This window comes from Pseudomonas sp. G1002, from assembly GCF_013385455.1.
Lineage (GTDB): Bacteria > Pseudomonadota > Gammaproteobacteria > Pseudomonadales > Pseudomonadaceae > Aquipseudomonas.
This window is the reverse complement of record NZ_JACAPY010000006.1, coordinates 221,561-237,751: the sequence shown is the minus strand read 5'-3', so window position 1 is coordinate 237,751 and position 16,191 is coordinate 221,561. Positions and strand designations below refer to the sequence as shown.

General features: G+C 61.2%; 12 protein-coding genes. 7 read left to right on the top strand and 5 right to left on the bottom strand.

The window, feature by feature from the left end:
• Window positions 1-459, bottom strand: a 459-nt coding sequence (locus HX801_RS03810; protein WP_177021614.1) for a hypothetical protein, incomplete at its 3' end; no start/stop codon positions are given.
• Here HX801_RS03810 and HX801_RS03805 point away from each other — a divergent pair.
• The 5 genes from HX801_RS03805 (at window position 409) to HX801_RS03785 (ending at window position 8,258) form a co-directional block, all read left to right on the top strand.
• Window positions 409-2,382: a BapA/Bap/LapF family large adhesin gene (locus HX801_RS03805; RefSeq protein WP_256344201.1), complete on the top strand. Its 1,974-nt coding sequence runs from the start codon at window positions 409-411 to the stop codon at window positions 2,380-2,382. The two genes, HX801_RS03810 and HX801_RS03805, sit on opposite strands and share 51 nt — an antisense overlap.
• Window positions 2,383-2,564: 182 nt before the next feature.
• Window positions 2,565-3,962, top strand: a complete 1,398-nt coding sequence (locus HX801_RS03800; protein WP_173883061.1) for a TolC family outer membrane protein — start codon at window positions 2,565-2,567, stop codon at window positions 3,960-3,962.
• Window positions 3,959-6,142 carry a type I secretion system permease/ATPase gene (locus HX801_RS03795; RefSeq protein WP_177021613.1) on the top strand — a complete coding sequence of 728 codons (2,184 nt, stop codon included), beginning with the start codon at window positions 3,959-3,961 and terminating at the stop codon, window positions 6,140-6,142. The genes HX801_RS03800 and HX801_RS03795 overlap by 4 nt, the downstream gene beginning before the upstream one ends.
• 26 nt (window positions 6,143-6,168) lie before the next feature.
• Window positions 6,169-7,359 (top strand): HlyD family efflux transporter periplasmic adaptor subunit, encoded by a 1,191-nt coding sequence (locus HX801_RS03790; protein WP_087693464.1) that lies wholly within the window; start codon window positions 6,169-6,171, stop codon window positions 7,357-7,359.
• Window positions 7,360-7,394: 35 nt separating this feature from the next.
• Window positions 7,395-8,258 (top strand): S9 family peptidase, encoded by an 864-nt coding sequence (locus HX801_RS03785; protein ID WP_177021621.1) that lies wholly within the window; start codon window positions 7,395-7,397, stop codon window positions 8,256-8,258.
• Here HX801_RS03785 and HX801_RS03780 read toward each other — a convergent pair.
• The 3 genes from HX801_RS03780 to HX801_RS03770 form a co-directional block, all read right to left on the bottom strand.
• Complete coding sequence (locus HX801_RS03780; protein WP_177021612.1) at window positions 8,255-11,308, bottom strand: UDP-N-acetylmuramoyl-tripeptide--D-alanyl-D-alanine ligase; 3,054 nt, start codon at window positions 11,306-11,308, stop codon at window positions 8,255-8,257. The genes HX801_RS03785 and HX801_RS03780 overlap by 4 nt on opposite strands.
• A 239-nt stretch (window positions 11,309-11,547) precedes the next feature.
• Window positions 11,548-11,748 carry a hypothetical protein gene (locus HX801_RS03775; protein WP_003212332.1) on the bottom strand — a complete coding sequence of 67 codons (201 nt, stop codon included), beginning with the start codon at window positions 11,746-11,748 and terminating at the stop codon, window positions 11,548-11,550.
• A gap of 557 nt (window positions 11,749-12,305) precedes the next feature.
• Complete coding sequence (locus HX801_RS03770; RefSeq protein WP_003212331.1) at window positions 12,306-12,650, bottom strand: cupin domain-containing protein; 345 nt, start codon at window positions 12,648-12,650, stop codon at window positions 12,306-12,308.
• A 389-nt stretch (window positions 12,651-13,039) separates the two neighbouring features.
• On the opposite strand from HX801_RS03770, the gene kynB reads away from it, so the two are divergent.
• Complete coding sequence (gene kynB, locus HX801_RS03765; protein WP_177021611.1) at window positions 13,040-13,690, top strand: arylformamidase; 651 nt, start codon at window positions 13,040-13,042, stop codon at window positions 13,688-13,690.
• Window positions 13,687-14,544 (top strand): tryptophan 2,3-dioxygenase, encoded by an 858-nt coding sequence (gene kynA / locus HX801_RS03760; RefSeq protein ID WP_008436669.1) that lies wholly within the window; start codon window positions 13,687-13,689, stop codon window positions 14,542-14,544. The genes kynB and kynA overlap by 4 nt, the downstream gene beginning before the upstream one ends.
• Before the next feature lie 177 nt (window positions 14,545-14,721).
• Here kynA and HX801_RS03755 read toward each other — a convergent pair whose 3' ends face one another.
• Entirely contained in the window at window positions 14,722-16,122 is a 1,401-nt protein-coding gene (locus HX801_RS03755; RefSeq protein ID WP_003212324.1) for an amino acid permease, read from the bottom strand.
• Between the last annotated feature and the right edge of the window lie 69 nt (window positions 16,123-16,191).

The window sequence follows — 16,191 nt, the reverse complement described above, 5'->3', positions numbered from 1 at the left end:
GATGCTGACGCTGACGCGGATGCCGACGCTGATGCCGACGCTGATGCTGATGCTGATGCGGACGCCGATGCGGATGCCGATGCCGATGCCGATGCCGATGCTGATGCTGACGCTGACGCTGACGCTGACGCGGATGCCGATGCCGATGCTGATGCGGACGCGGATGCTGATGCCGACGCCGACGCCGACGCCGACGCCGACGCGGATGCCGATGCCGATGCTGATGCTGACGCTGACGCTGACGCTGATGCGGACGCGGACGCTGACGCTGACGCCGATGCCGATGCCGATGCGGACGCTGATGCCGACGCTGACGCCGACGCCGACGCCGACCTCGAAGCCTTCGACGACCTCGCCACCGGCGAAGTAACCATCAAACCCGTAACATCCAACACCGGCCTGGCCGATATGCGCGTGTTCACCCTGTTGGGTGTCGGCGGCATCATTCTGGGCGATCACACCAAGCAGCAGGAGTTCTCGGTTGCCGAGGGTTCCAGCGGAACGCTGAACCTGCAGTTTGCCCAGGCCGACCTGGTCTCGCTGTTGGGCGGTGGCTTCACTGCCACGCTGGAAGTGAGCGACGGTGCCGGTGGATGGTTGCCGGTGCAACAAGGCAGCAACGGTTCGGGCTTGCTCGACCTGTTGGGGCTGTTCGGACAAAGCTCCAGCGCCAAAATCGAAGGCCTGGAAGCCGGGCAGTATCGCTTTACCCTCAAGCTCGACCCCAACCTGGTCAGCGTTGGTGCAGGGGCCACGGCCAAGTTGAGCGTCACCAATGACAGCCTCACCGACTTCACCGGGGAAGCAGGGCCGGATGTCACCGGCAACGTCATCACCGACCCGGGCATTGGCGGTAAACCGGATGAACCGGGAACCGGCGAGCCAGTGAAGGTGCAGGTCGAGGTCAACGGCGAATTCGTCGATGCCGACGCCACCACCGGCACGGTGCTGCAGGGCCAATATGGTCAGCTGACCATCTTCGCCAACGGCGAGTACAAGTACACCCCGAACGGCGATGTCGCCAGCATCGGCAAGGTGGATGCCTTCGAGTATCACCTGGTCAATGGTGCCGGTGCTTCGGCCTCGGCAACCTTGTATGTGCGTATCGACAGCCCGAGTGTCAACGTGGACTGGAGCGCTACCGATCCATCTGCGCCCGGCGTGATCAACACGGTTGCCAATGATGACCTGGGTTCGGCACAGATCGACATCGTCAACCTGGTCACCCAGGCCGACCTGGCGACCCTGAGCTACAACCTGGCACTGCTCGGCAGCAGTACGGGTACGGGTGCCGAGATCAACGTTGCCACGGGCACGACCGCAGAGCTTGCGATCAACGTCACCGTCACCGGCATTGCGTTGTTGCCAGGCACGACCGTCAATCTGCAGAAGTTCATCGGTAACGAATGGGTCACGCAGCAGACCACTACCCAGGCGAACCACACGTTCCAAGGGTTGGATGCCGGGACCTATCGCGTGACCGGGACGACCGGTGCCGTGCTGTCGCTGAGTGCGCTGCACATTGCGCAGAAGCTCACTACCACCTCCCTCACGGAGTTCGTGACCGGTGCAATGAGCAATGCGACTGGCAACCTGCTGTCCGACAGCTTGTCCGGGCCGGATGTCCTCGGTTCGCCGCTGACGGTACTCAGTGTGCTGGTCAACGGGGTCTATGTGATTCCTGGGCAAACGGGGACGAAAATCAACGGTGACCACGGCACATTGACCGTGTTTGCCGATGGTAAGTACGTCTACACCCCGCATGCCGGGCTGACGCTGGACGAGATTGGCCAGGTGGATAAATTCACCTACAAGCTCACCACGCCAACCGGCCAGGAAGACACCGCCGACCTCTACGTGCGCATCGACTCGCCGGATCGCGACCTGGTCTGGGACGACGCCAACCCGGGTGCGCCAGCCACTGAAGGTGCCGGCATTGCCGCTGCCCACAGTGCGGTGGACCAGGCGGCGGATGACGGCGCCAACGTTGACGGCGATCACCACGATGCCGTGGTGGCCGACGACACCGACTTCACCCATGTCGATGCTGGCGCGGGTGCAGACGGGTTGTTGTGGGAAGGCGGCGATGCAGCCATCAACCTCACCGACCTGATTGGCACAGTCAACGGGGTGCACAGCATCGACCTGAACGATGTCAGCGCCGTCGACCTGACCCTGAGCCTCGAAGACCTGGTGTCCATCACCGGGCCTGAGTCGGATCGCTTGATGATCCAGGGCGACGATCAGGACAGCGTGCACCTGACAGGTGACTGGAGCGCCGGTGCGACCCAGGTAGAGAACGGTCTTGAGTACGTGATCTACACCAGTCCGGAAGATGAAACCCATCAGCTCTGGGTACAGAGCGGCATCAGCGTGGTGTAACGCCACCCCTGCCGGCCGGGCCGCAAGGCCCGGTTTTCCCTACCAACGGTAATGCAGCGATGGGCCGTGACGTCAGTCACGGTCCGTTGTTGTACTCATCAGGTTTGACAACAGTCAGGTGACTAGCAGTGAGGCAAAAGAGTTTGGCCAAGCAGCTGTCTGCCGTAATTCTGGCAGTCGCAATGATCGCGCCCGAGCGTGCGCCGGTCATGGCAGCGTCGTATATCGACGATGAAGAACGCGTCAACATCATCAGCCCGAGCAACCTGGGCACACATTTACCCGGCGGGCCAACGGGCGTCAGCGCACCGGTGGCACCCGAGCACGTCATACCGAGCAACCTTGACCTGACACGCGCCATTCAACTGGCGGTGGAATGGCACCCGGCAATTTCCGAGGCGATCGGCCAGCTGTACCAACAAAACGAGAACGTGAACATCGCCCGTTCCGGTTATTACCCGCAAGTCAGCGGTGGCTTCAACTCCGGCTACGACAGCGGTCTGAGGGGCAACGGCCAGAGCCGTGCGTTTTCGTTGTCGGCGTCGCAGATGCTCTATGACTTCGGCAAGGTCTCAAGTTCTGTCGACAGTGCGCTGGCGCGGGTCAGTGCCAGCCAGGCGTCGGTGTTGCTGTCGATCGATCAGGTGGCGCGCGATACCTCGTTCGCCGTGATCGAACTGCAGCGCTCGCAGTTGCTGGTGCAACTGGCTCGCGAGCAAATCGACGGCATTTCGGCGATTGCAGAGCTGGCCAAAAAGCGCAGCGACATGGGCGCCAGCACCCGTTCGGACCTGATCCAGGCCCGCTCGCGGGTCGAGGCCTCGGTGGCGACGCAATTGCAATTCACCGCGCAATTCAATCGCTGGCGCAGCACGTTGAGCAGTCTGCTTGGGTCGCAGGCGCCAGTGAGCGTGGCGAATGGTTTTCCGGCAAGCCTGGAGCAATCCTGCGTGGGCGTGGTACCCGATGCGGCAGTCACGCCGACCCTGCTGATCGCCCAGGCGCAGCGTGTCGATGCGCTGGCGCTGATTGCACAAGCCCGTGCCGAGGCGTTGCCGACCGTGTCGCTGGACCCGTCCATCACGCACTACCTGGACAACAACGACGACAGCAACGTCCCCGGCGGCCGCGACCGTACCCGTTATGGCGTATTTCTCAACGTGAAAATGCCGCTGTACCAGGGTGGCGCAATCACCGCCCGCAAATCCGCCGCGCAACAGGCCCTGCGTTCCGCCGATGCCGCCAACGACGCCGCGCGCCTTGCGGTTCGCCAGGGGTTGCTAGAGGCGCGGGATCAAATCTCAAGCCTCAGCCAGCGACTATCCACCCTGGATTTTCGTGAGCGCAGCATCTCCGAAACCCGCGACCTGTATCGCCAGCAGTACCTCGAACTGGGCACACGGCCGTTGCTCGACCTGCTGAATGCCGAGCAGGAAATTCACCAGGCACGCATGGACCGGGAAAACACCGCCGCTGACCTGCGCCGCCTGAAAATCGATTGCCTCTACAACACGGGCGCACTGCGCACGGCGTTCCACCTGGACAACAGCACCCTGCAAGGTGTGGAGATTCGGCCATGAATGATGCTGTGATGCTTGCGGACGAAACCAACGCAGTACAAACACCGCTGAACCCGGCGCCCGCAGTGGATTATGACGTGTGGCTGGAGGCCGTCCTGAGCGTGGCCCGGCATTACCGCCTGGAATGCTCGGCCCAAAGCGTGCGCATCGCCGCACAATGGACCGAAGGCGCTTCGGTGGAAGAGGTGGTACGGCAGATGGCCCGCCAGGCGGGGTTGAACTGCGTGATTGCCGACTTCAGCGAAACCACGCTGATGCAGCGCCAATTACCGGTGGTGCTGCAATTTGCCGACGGCCAGGTGGGTGTGCTCGAAACCCTCGGCGACGGCGACAACCTGGGCATCGCCTACAGCGGCGACGGCGGCCTGCAAAGCCGGCTCACCCGCCAGGACCTGTTGGAGCAAGCGCGCAAGAGCGTGATTCTGCGACCCATGGCGGCAGTGCGTGACCGGCGTGTCGACGACTACATCAAGCCTTACGAGAAGGCGTGGTTCAAAAACATCGTGCTGCGCGACCTGCGGCCCTATGGCTATGTGATGCTCGCGTCGCTGGTCACCAGCGTGCTGGGGTTGGCCGGGGTACTGTTTTCGATGCAGGTGTACGACCGGGTGATCCCGGCCGAATCCATGCCCACCCTGTATGTGCTGTTTGGCGGGGTGATGCTGGCGCTGGTGTTTGATTTCATCATGCGCATCACCCGTGTGCGCATCACCGACATGCTCGGCAAACGCGCGGATCTGCGCGTTTCCGACCTGGTGTTCGGGCATGCCATTCGCTTGCGTAACAGCGCCCGGCCGAAGTCCACCGGCTCGTTCATTTCGCAGCTCAAGGAACTGGAACAACTGCGTGAGCTGATCACCTCCAGCACCGCCACGGCGCTGGCCGATCTGCCGTTCTTCCTGCTGTTTCTGGTGATCTACTGGTTGATCGCCGGCCCGCTGGTGGCGGTGCCAATGGTGGCTGTGCTGTTCCTGATAGTGCCCGGGCTGTTGGCGCAGAAAAAACTCGCGGCACTGGCGAATGAGTCGATGCGTGAAAGCTCGTTGCGCAGCGCCATGCTGGTGGAGACCATACAAGGCCTGGACGACATCAAGGCGTTGCAGGCCGAACAGCGCTTCCAGCAACAATGGAATCACTACAACGCCACCTGCGGCGACGCCAGCCTGCGCCTGCGCATGCTCACCAACAAACTGGTGGCCTGGAGCAACAATGTGCAGGGCTCGGTGTTTGCCGTGGTGGTGGTGTTCGGTGCGCCGATGGTCATGGCCAGCGACATGACCACCGGTAGCCTTGTCGCGGCGTCGATCCTGGCGTCGCGGATGATGGCGCCGATGTCCCAGATCACCCAGGTGCTGACGCGCTGTCAGCAGGCCAAGGTTGCGCTGCAAGGCCTGAACCGGATCATGGAATTGCCGGTGGACCATCCCGAGGGCAGCAAGCGCGTGCACCTGCCGGTGATCAAAGGCCAATACGCGCTGAGCCAGGCCACATTCCAGTATTCCGACGATGCCCCCGTGCCGGCGCTGCGTGTGGCCGACCTGAAGATCCAGCCGGGCGAGCGCATCGCGATTCTGGGGCGTAACGGCGCGGGTAAATCCACGCTGTTGCAGGCATTGGCCGGGATGCTCGACCTCAAGGCCGGCACCATCAGCCTGGATAGCGTTGCCCTCAGCCACATCGACCCCGCCGACGTGCGCCGCGACGTGGGGCTGATGACACAAAACTCGCGGCTGTTCCACGGCACGCTGCGCGACAACCTGATCATGGGGGCGCCGCATGCCAGCGATCAGGAAATCCTCCAGTCCCTGGCGCTGACCGGTGCGGGCGACTTCATCGGCAAGTTCGCCGACGGCCTGGACCACATGATCCTGGAAGGTGGCCTGGGCCTGTCGGGCGGGCAGCGTCAGTCGCTGCTGCTGTCGCGGCTGATGATTCGCCAGCCGCATATCGTGTTGCTCGACGAGCCCACCGCGTCCCTGGATGAAGCGACCGAGCGCCAGTTGATCCACAACCTCGACCGCTGGGCGGCCCATCGCACGCTGATTATCGCCACGCACCGCATGAGTGTATTGAGCCTGGTGAATCGGGTGATCGTGGTCGACAACGGCCAGATCATCGTCGATGACAGCAAAGCCAACGCGATTGCGCGCCTGTCCAAACCGAAGGGGAAAACCCAGTGAAAAGCCCTGCGCCGAAAACCATACCCCTGCTCGCCACCGAAGACGAAGGCGCCCGGCATACCCACGACGGCGTGGATGAACGCACCGTGGTGCGCGCCACGCGCGTGGTGGGTTGGGTGTTTGTCATGCTGATTGCGTTTGGTGCCTGGGCCTACTTTTTTGAAGTGGACGAAGTCTCGACGGGCAGCGGCAAAGTCATCCCGACCTCGCGTGAGCAAATCATCCAGTCGCTGGAAGGCGGCATCGTCACGGAATTGAATGTGGGGGAGGGCGATATCGTCAAAAATGGCCAGACGTTGGCCAGGCTTGACCCGACCAAGACCGAATCCAACTTTGATGAAAGTGCCGCCAAGTACCGGGCGTCGCTGGCCAGCGTCGCGCGTTTGCAGGCCGAGGTAGACGGCAAACCGTTACTGTTCCCCCCGGAACTTGAGCGTTACCCCGCACTGGTGCGCGCCGAAACCGACCTGTTCAACACTCGGCGCAAGGGCCTCGAAGAATCGTTGGCCGGCGTGCGATCGTCGCTCGGGCTGGTGCGTAGCGAGCTGGAAATCACCGAAAACCTGGCCAAGGTCGGCGCCGCCAGCAACGTTGAGGTGTTGCGCCTCAAGCGCCAAAAGGCCGAGCTGGAGTTGAAACTGACCCAGGCCCGCTCCGAGTATATGGTGCGGGCCGGTGAGGACCTGGCGAAGGTCAATGCCGACGTCGAGACGCTGTCGTCAGTCATGCGCGGGCGCTCCGACTCGGTGACTCGCCTGACCCTGCGCTCGCCGGTGCGCGGTATCGTCAAGGGGATCGAGGTCACCACCATCGGCGGGGTTATCCCGCCCAACGGGCGCCTGATGCAGATTGTGCCCCTGGATGAGCAGTTGTTGATCGAGGCGCGTATCTCCCCGCGAGACATCGCCTTTATCCATCCCGACCAGGTGGCCAAGGTCAAGATCACCGCCTACGACTACGCCATTTATGGCGGCATGGACGGCAAGGTCGTGACCATTTCTCCGGACACTATCCAGGACGAGGTCAAGCCAGAAGTCTTTTACTACCGAGTGTTCATTCGCACCGACGCTGACACCTTGAAAAACAAGGCCGGCAAGTCGTTTTCGATTGTGCCTGGGATGATTGCCTCGGTGGATATCAAGACCGGCCAGAAAACCGTGCTCGACTATTTGATCAAGCCCATGAACCGTGCGCGGGAGGCCTTGCGCGAGCGTTAGGCGAGGTGGCTGTGGCCAGGTTTGCGTTGTGGTGGATGCTGTTGTGGGCCGGCGTGCCGGGCGCGTGGGCCCTGAGTGAGGGGTCGACACCGTTGCTTTGGAACACCCCGGCCGACCAGTCGACCTGCAACCAGGTCGACTCTGCACTCTGGGTCGAGTTGGCCGGGGGCGATGAGTGCATTCGCTATTTTTCCGGGGCGGTGCTGAGCCGTGCGCCCGTGGTAATCGTGATGTTTCATGGCGACCGCAACGTGGAAATGCACCGCTCGCCCGAGTCGATCCGTGGCAATACCCTGGCCGCCAAGGCCAGGCAGGCCAAGGCCCTGAGCCGGCGTGCGGGCGTACCGGTGGTGATTGTGGCGCGACCTGGCACCTACGGTTCCAGCGGCAACCATGGGCAGCGGCGCCAGGCGCGGGAATTCATTGTGCTGGACGCTGCGCTCAACGAGCTGCGCAAGCGTTACGGCATCGGGCAGTTTGTGTTGCTGGGGCACAGCGGCGGCGCCACAGTGGCCGCGGCGTTGTTGACCTTGGGGCGTACCGATGTGAAGTGTGCAGTGATGACTTCCGGCGCGTTTGCCCTGGTGCAGCGCGCGCAGATGTTGCGTCAAAGCAAAGGCCTGCCTTCGCGTCCGGGACGCGACACCAATGGTTTATTGCTCCCCTACGATCCCCTGGAGCACATGGCCGGCATTGCCGTTGCGCCTGCGCGGCAGTTGTTCGTGATTGGCAGCGTGGACGACCAGGTAACCCCATTTGTGTTGCAGGAGCGTTTTTACCGGGCGTTGATTCGCGCTGGGCATCAGGCGCAGTTGGTCAAGGCGCAGGGTGTGCCTGCGATGTTTCACCAACTGCGCAATGACATTGGCCTGAAGACAGCAGCGGGCTGCGCGGGCTAACCCGCCGGCACCGCCTGTTCGGTCGTGTTCAGCCAATCACAGATCTGCGACAACCCGGTACCACCGGAGCTTTTCACCAGTACCCAATCCCCCGCCTGGAACCACTGGCCGGGGTGGCGCGCCAACGCCTGGCCTAATGCCGTGGCATCCTCGAACCACTGCACTGACAGCTCACTGCGCAGCACCCTGTACACCTCACGCATCAGCGGTCCGCACAGCACCAAATGCCGGGGCGCCGCCGCGCGCAGCGAGTCAGCCAGTTCCAGGTGGTAGCGCTGGGCGTCGGGGCCCAGCTCCAGCATGTCGCCCAACACTACTACCCGGTGCCGCGAGGCCACGGGCAGGTCGGCCATCGAGCGCAAGGCCGCAGCCATCGAGCCCGGGTTGGCGTTGTACGCATCGTTGATCAGCTGGAAATGCCCGTCGGTGCATTTGATCGAGCGGATATTGCCGCGACCTTCCACCGGTTGGAAGCCGGTCAGCACTTCCAGTGCCTGGTCGGCGTCAAGCCCGGCGGCGAACAGCGACGCCAGCACCCCCAGTGCGTTGAGCACCATGTGTCGGCCGCGAGCACTCAGGCTGAAATCCAGCCGTTGCGTGTCACGTTGCGCGGTGACGTAGACCCGGTCGGCCTCGCTGCACACGTCGAGCAGGCGCACATCGGCATCAGCGTGTTCGCCATAGCTGGTCACGTGCAAGCGCGCGACTTCGGCGGCCTGGGCGAACACCTCGTAGTGCGGCATATCGCGGCACAGCACCGCGTGCCCACCCGGTGCCATCGAGCGGAAGATCGCGCTTTTTTTACGCGCCAGGTTTTCCAGGGTGCCATGGTATTCCAGGTGCGCCGGAGCCAGCCCGGTCACGATAGCAATGTGTGGGCGCACCAGCTCCGAGTTAATCGGCATGCGGCCCACGGCCATTTCCAATACCCAGAATTTGGCCGGCCGGGGCATGCTCGCCAGGTTCCAGGCGATCCCATGGGGCAGGTTGGCGTTGGCCTCGGTGTGGCCCACTTCGCCCCAGTGTTTCAGGGCGTGGCCGAGCATGGCGACCACGGTGGTTTTACCGAAGCTGCCGGTGACGCCGAATACCTGGCCAGTGAATCGCTGCCTGGCGTATCGACCCATTTGCAGCATGGCCTCGCTGGTATCGGCGACCTGTAACACCGGCAGGCCGCTGTCCAGGTAGGGCGTCGGGTCTACACACAAGAACGCCGAGGGGCGCCGCTCAGGACTGGCCTGGGCCCAGCGCAGCGCTGACTGCACTTCGTTCGGTCCCACCTTGCTGGGGTGCCGATTGAGCATGCGCTGGGGTTTGAAAAACTGCATGGACGGCGTCAAACCCGACGTGTACCAACCGGGTGGTGGCTGTTTGGCCCAGGTGCCGTGTGTCACCCGAGCCAGGGTGTTGGCGTCCCAGACCCAGCCGAGGGGTGCTGCGTCCTGGGCCAGGCTCACTTGCGGCGCGCCGTCGAGCAGGTAGCGGTGGTAGGCAATCAGCCCCGAGAGGTAATGCTCCACGTCGTCGATGCGCACCCTGAACGCGTGGTGACGGATAAAAAACGAACCGGCAATGCGCGCAGGATTGGCGAAATACATCGCCGTTTCCGGCCAGAAATACCCGTTGAACAGATAGCGCGCACGATGATGCAGGGCGCGGTAAAACGCGTGCAGGTCGATCTCGGTGAGCAGGTGGCGCAATTGCGCTTGCTGGGCGATGCGTTCGAGCATCTGCTGCGCAGCCATCATCAATTCCAGTAGCGTCGGAAAGGTGGTGATGCGCTGTTGCACGAACCGCAGATAACCGGCGACGTTATTCAGGCCGAAGCGGAAATACTTTTCGTCAGGTCGGTAGCGGGTCAGTTCGTTCACGCAATAGCTGAGCCAGTGATCGTGCTCGCGCCAGTGCTGTTTTTCGATGAAGTAGTCGAAGGCTTTTTCCACCACGGTTAACCAGCGCTCATCGCCGGTGAGGCCGTAGAGGCGGATCAACCCGAACGCGGCCTCGCCGTCGTAGTAGATGATCCGGAACGCCTCTTTGACGGTAAGGTCACGGCCATGCAAGACGTGCACGAAGGCGCCGGTGGTCGCGTCCTGCATCCAGGCCATGCCATTGGCCAGGGCTTCCAGCACGGGTAGGTAGTGGCGGGTGCCGGTGACTTCGCTGTATTTGACCAGCGCCAACAAACACACGGCATTGCCGCCCAGTTTGATCTCGTCACCGGTGTCCAGCAGATACGCCGCCACACTGCCGTCGGGCAGCGCGTAGGACTTGATCAGTTCCTGGGTAAGGTAGGCCAGCGAGCGGTCGATGGCGGATTTAAGCGCCTCGTCGCCGGTCAGTGCCCAGGCCTCGATCATCGAATAGGTGGTACTGGCGTGGCGCAGGGTGTTGTAGTTTTTTATCGCCCGGTCAAAGCACGGGAAGTAGCCGTAGACGAACTGGCCGCTGTCCTGCACCTGAGCGCTCAGGTAGCTTGCGGCGCTGATGATGCTCGCCTTTACCATGCCGGGCTCCAGCGCTGCGAGGGTGCGCCAGCCGGTTTCTGTCGGGCCAGGGTTCAGCGGGTGGGGCACGCCGTCTTCGGCACAAAAAACGCCCTTGGTGTCGAACAGGAACACGGGGGTCTCGGGTTCAAGTGTGGCGATCAGGTCGGCTGTATTGAGCCCGGTAAAACGGCGCCTGGCGTACACCGAAAAATTGCCGGCATTGAAGCTCGCGTGATTGATAGCGTTGCCGCCATACAGGATCGCGTTGGCGTTCAGTTCCTGTTCGGTGATCGCGATGTGCAGCGCCGCATCGAAGGCGATGCCGCGCCGGAAGTAATTACGCTTGTGGCGCTTGAAGCGCGCATTGAGTTCGGCCCAGGTGATGGCGGTGACGTTGATCGCGCATTCGACGCGTATCCATGAACGTTCGACGATGTTGCCTGACTGCGCACGGTCTCGTTCGTAGGCTCCCTGCAAGTGCTGCACACCGGTTTGCCAGGCGGCTTCGAAGTTATCTGCCGTGATATGAAAAACATGCGCGCGCTGGGTGCCGTCGCTCATGGAGAAAAACAAGGTACAGGGCTGCGCGGTGTCTGATGATACAGCAGGCCCATTCATTTCTTTGCTTAGATGAGCATAACAAGCAAGCCATTGCTGTTTCACAGGCATAGTTCATCACCAGTCTTTAACTTGGAGAGGGGGGGCGCGCAGTGTTCATGATTAAACTGCGCGCCAGCTGATAAATAAGCAGAAAGTTATGCCGCACAGTTTTATAAAGGCAAATTAACCAGGCTGATATATCAAGAGCAGAGCGATGAATCCTCTTTCTCCGGCTCCAGCACGGAGGGCGGGACTTGGCTCTCGTATTGCTGGAGATGGTCACGAATCAGCTTGCGAATAACCTGAGAAATAGTAAGGTCAACTTCCTCGGACAGCGACTCCAGACGCTGCTTGGTCGGGAAGTCGATGAGAATGGTCAGACGTGTTGTTTTTTCAGGCATTTTCTTGATCCTTTTACAAAAGCGCGGTCTCGACTGCCGCGTGCAGTAAGTGCTGGAAGACGTGTGGAGTCCTTAGAACAAACCAATGGGGTAATCAACTGATTCATTGGAGTCTAATTCAAATCGCTGCGCGTTTTCCATCAATGTGCAGTGAAGGTTGCGATTATGTGAAGTTCTGCACCTTCTCCGTACCTCTTATTATCATCGGGTTATAATGCTATGAGATTCGAGTATAGACCGGTTGCAAGAAAGCTATCTCAAAGTGTAGGGGGTGTCAAAAGTCAATCTTATCTATAACTAAAGTAGTGGTTGTACTGTTTGGTGAGTTTGATTATGTATTTTGCGCATTACGTCATGAGATTTTTTCAAGAACTTGGCGCTCACAATATTCTGTCACAAAATACTAATTGATTGTTTTCGAATATCAAGGGTTGTTGTCACGAATAACAGCGATTGTTATTGGAAGAGGGGCAGGGAGGTGCTGCTTTTATCAGAAGGGCGCGACGGTCGTCGTTGAGGTAAAAGGGGCCAGGGCGACCCCTTTCCAGGAGGTGGGATCAGGCAAACACAAAATACTTACGCACCGTCTCGACCACTTCCCACGTCCCCTTCATCCCCGGCTCCACCACAAAGATATCCCCGGCCCGCAAATGGATCGGCTCCAGGCCGTCCGGGGTGATCACGCAGTAGCCTTCCTGGAAGTGACAGTATTCCCACTTCACATACTCCACCCGCCATTTGCCCGGGGTGCAGATCCAGGTGCCCATGATCTTGCTGCCGTCCTCGCTGGTGTAGGCGTTGAGGTTGACGGTGTGCGGGTCGCCTTCGAGTTTTTCCCATTTGCAGGCGTCCAGCACCGGCAGTGGATGGGTGTCGCGCAGTACGGTGATTGGCTTGGACATGATGATTCCGAGGCAGTGGAAGGGAAGTCCGAACCCTATCGCCTTGGGCGGCCCGCCAGTGGTCTGGACTCGACATCGGGATGCCCAGAAGCGCAGTCATTTGCACAGCCGTGAGTCACCGCCAACCCCTGTGGGAGCCGGGCTTGCCCGCGATGGCGGAGTGTCAGGCGATGGAAGGGCACGCTGTGCCGACCTCATCGCGGGCAAGCCCGGCTCCCACAGGGGATATTTGTTGTTTGAAGGATTGAGTCAGTACGAAATATCTGTGCGCCAATCAGCCATTTCCTCGCAGTAAGTGCGAAAGATTTCCCGCTTTGCGCTGGAATTCGCAAGAATATTTACAGCCGGCCCTCGTATCATTCACCCCAGTAACGACCGAGAGCCTTGAAATGAATCCAATAAAAACGTGGTGGGACATCAGCCCGCCCTTGAGCACCGCGACCCCGACCTGGCCGGGTGATACGCCGTTTCAGGAAGAGCGGGTCTGGCAGTTCGGCCCCGAGTGCCCGGTGAATGTCGGACGCATCACCCTGTCGCCCCACACCGGCGCCCATGTGGACGCGCCGTTGCACTACAGCGCGGACGGCGCGCCGATTGGCGAAGTGTCTCTGGATGTGTACATGGGCCCGTGCCGGGTGCTGCATTGCCTGGGCAGCGGCGCGCTGGTGCAGCCGCATCAGTTGGAAGGCCGCCTGGAAAACCTGCCGGAGCGTGTACTGTTGCGCACTTATCAACAGGCGCCGCTGGATGCCTGGGATTCGAATTTCACCGCCGTCGCCCCGCAAACGGTCGAGTTGCTGTTCAGCCTCGGCGTGCGCCTGATCGGCATCGACACGCCGTCCCTGGACCCGCAGCAGTCCAAGACCATGGATTCCCACAACGCCGTCGCCTCTCATGGCATGGCGATTCTCGAAGGCATCGTCCTCGACGACGTGCCGGAGGGCGATTACGAGTTGATCGCGCTGCCGCTGCGTTTTGCCAACCTCGATGCCAGCCCGGTACGAGCCATTCTCCGCCCGCTCAAGGAGCCCACGCGATGAGCCAGTGTCCTTTCTCCCCTGACTACCAGCCGCCGGAAGAATGGCATAACGCCGAGCTGAATTTTTCCGAGTCCATGAGCTACGGCGACTACCTGGACCTGGGCAAAGTGCTCAGCGCCCAGCACCCGCTGTCGCCGGACCACAACGAGATGCTGTTCATCATCCAGCACCAGACCTCGGAGCTGTGGATGAAGTTGATGCTCCACGAACTCAAGGCCGCCCGCGAACACGTGCGCCTGGGTGAGCTGCCGCCGGCGTTCAAGATGCTGGCGCGGGTGTCGCGGATCTTTGACCAGTTGGTGCACGCCTGGGCGGTACTGGCGACCATGACGCCGTCGGAGTACAAGTCGATCCGCCCGTACCTGGGGCAGTCGTCGGGTTTCCAGTCGTTCCAGTACCGGGAAATCGAATTCATCCTCGGCAACAAAAGCGCGGCGCTGTTGCGGCCTCACGCCCACCGGCCGGAGTTGTTGAAGGAGCTGCAGGTGGCGATTGCCACGCCGTCGCTGTATGACGAAGCGATCAACCTGATGACCAAGGCCGGGCTGGCGATCGACCCCAAGCGCGCCGAACGCGACCCGACGGCGCCAACGGTTCACGATGATTCCGTGGAGGCGGCGTGGCGCGAGGTTTATCGCGATCCGAGCCGGTATTGGGACCTGTACCAATTGGCCGAAAAGTTTATCGACCTGGAGGATTCGTTCCGCCAATGGCGCTTCCGCCATGTCACCACGGTGGAGCGGATCATTGGCTTCCAGCCTGGTACGGGCGGCACCGAAGGCGTGGGTTACCTGCGCAAGATGCTCGACACCGTATTGTTCCCCGAGCTGTGGCGAGTGCGTTCTACGCTGTAATCAAGGCCCAACAAAAAGCCCCGGTACTCATCAGTACCGGGGCTTTTCATTTGGAATACGATCAAAATGTGGGAGCGGGCTTGCTCGCGAAAGCGGTGGGTCAGTCAATACATCAGGTGACTGACACGACGCCTTCGCGAGCAAGCCCGCTCCCACACAAGCCCGCTCCCACATGGGTTATTGCGCTGTTACTGCCTTCGCGTTGTTCAACCGCAACCGGTACGCCACATAGATGATCCCGACCCAAACCGGGATCGCATACACCGACGCCCGCACACCCGGAATCGCCAGCATCACGCAGATGATCATCAGCATGAACGCCAGGCACAGGTAGTTGCTGAACGGGAACCAGAAGGTCTTGAACGACGGCACCACGCCTTGCTCGCCCATGGCCTTGCGGAACTTGATGTGGGTCAGGCTGATCAGCGCCCAGTTGATCATCAACGAGGCAACCACCAGCGCAAACAACAGCTCCAGTGCGTCATGCGGCGCGACGTAGTTGATCACCACACACAGCAGCGTCACCAGGGCGGAGATGCCCAGGGCACGCAGCGGCACGCCTTGCTTGTTCAACTTCATCAGCGCTTTCGGCGCGTCGCCTTGCTCGGCCAGGCCGAACAGCATGCGGCTGTTGCAGTACACGCCGCTGTTGTACACCGACAGTGCCGCGGTCAGGACCACGAAGTTGAGGATGTGGGCGGCGGTGTCGTTACCGATCAAGGAAAAGATCTGCACGAACGGACTGCCGCTGTAGGCATCGCCCGACGCGCCGAGGGTTTGCAGCAGTTGGTCCCATGGGTACAACGACAGCAGCACGGTAAGGGCGCCGACGTAGAAAATCAGGATCCGGTACACCACCTGGTTGATCGCCTTCGGGATCACCTTGCGGGGTTCGCTGGCTTCGGCGGCGGTAATACCCACCAGCTCAAGGCCGCCGAACGAGAACATGATGAACGCCATGGACATCAACAGCCCCATGCCGCCATTCGGGAAGAACCCGCCGTGGCTCCACAGGTTGCTCACCGAGGCCTGCGGGCCGCCGGTGCCGCTGAACAGCAGGTAGCAGCCGAGCACGATCATGCCGACAATCGCCACCACCTTGATGATCGCGAACCAGAACTCGGTCTCACCGAAGAACTTCACGTTGAGGGTGTTGATCAGGTTGACCAGCACAAAGAACACCACCGCACTGACCCAGGTCGGAATTTCCGGCCACCAGAACTGGATGTACTTGCCCACCGCTGTCAGCTCGGCCATGCCCACCAGCACGTAGAGTACCCAGTAGTTCCAGCCGGCGAGGAAGCCTGCGTAACCGCCCCAGTACTTGTGGGCGAAGTGGCTGAAGGAGCCGGCCACCGGTTCCTCGACGATCATTTCGCCCAGCTGGCGCATGATCAGGAACGCGATGAACCCGGCTACCGCATAGCCCAGGATCATCGACGGCCCCGCCGACTTGAGCACGCCCGCCGAGCCGAGGAACAGCCCGGTCCCGATCGCCCCTCCCAAGGCAATCAGCTGAATATGCCGGTTCTTCAGGCCACGCTTGAGGCCCACCGGGTTAACCATGTCATCCGCCATTAACATTCCCTTCTACTTGTTTTTTTCAGGGTTGATCGCACACCGAACCAGCCCCTCAAACCGCTGAGG

Coding starts and splice junctions, on each gene's coding strand:
- HX801_RS03755 (WP_003212324.1), bottom strand. CDS start 16,122: ATGGCGGATGACATGGTTAACCCGGTGGGCCTCAAGCGTGGCCTGAAG.
- HX801_RS03805 (WP_256344201.1), top strand. CDS start 409: ATGCGCGTGTTCACCCTGTTGGGTGTCGGCGGCATCATTCTGGGCGAT.
- HX801_RS03780 (WP_177021612.1), bottom strand. CDS start 11,308: ATGAGCGACGGCACCCAGCGCGCGCATGTTTTTCATATCACGGCAGAT.
- HX801_RS03775 (WP_003212332.1), bottom strand. CDS start 11,748: ATGCCTGAAAAAACAACACGTCTGACCATTCTCATCGACTTCCCGACC.
- HX801_RS03800 (WP_173883061.1), top strand. CDS start 2,565: ATGATCGCGCCCGAGCGTGCGCCGGTCATGGCAGCGTCGTATATCGAC.
- kynB (WP_177021611.1), top strand. CDS start 13,040: ATGAATCCAATAAAAACGTGGTGGGACATCAGCCCGCCCTTGAGCACC.
- HX801_RS03785 (WP_177021621.1), top strand. CDS start 7,395: ATGCTGTTGTGGGCCGGCGTGCCGGGCGCGTGGGCCCTGAGTGAGGGG.
- kynA (WP_008436669.1), top strand. CDS start 13,687: ATGAGCCAGTGTCCTTTCTCCCCTGACTACCAGCCGCCGGAAGAATGG.
- HX801_RS03795 (WP_177021613.1), top strand. CDS start 3,959: ATGAATGATGCTGTGATGCTTGCGGACGAAACCAACGCAGTACAAACA.
- HX801_RS03770 (WP_003212331.1), bottom strand. CDS start 12,650: ATGTCCAAGCCAATCACCGTACTGCGCGACACCCATCCACTGCCGGTG.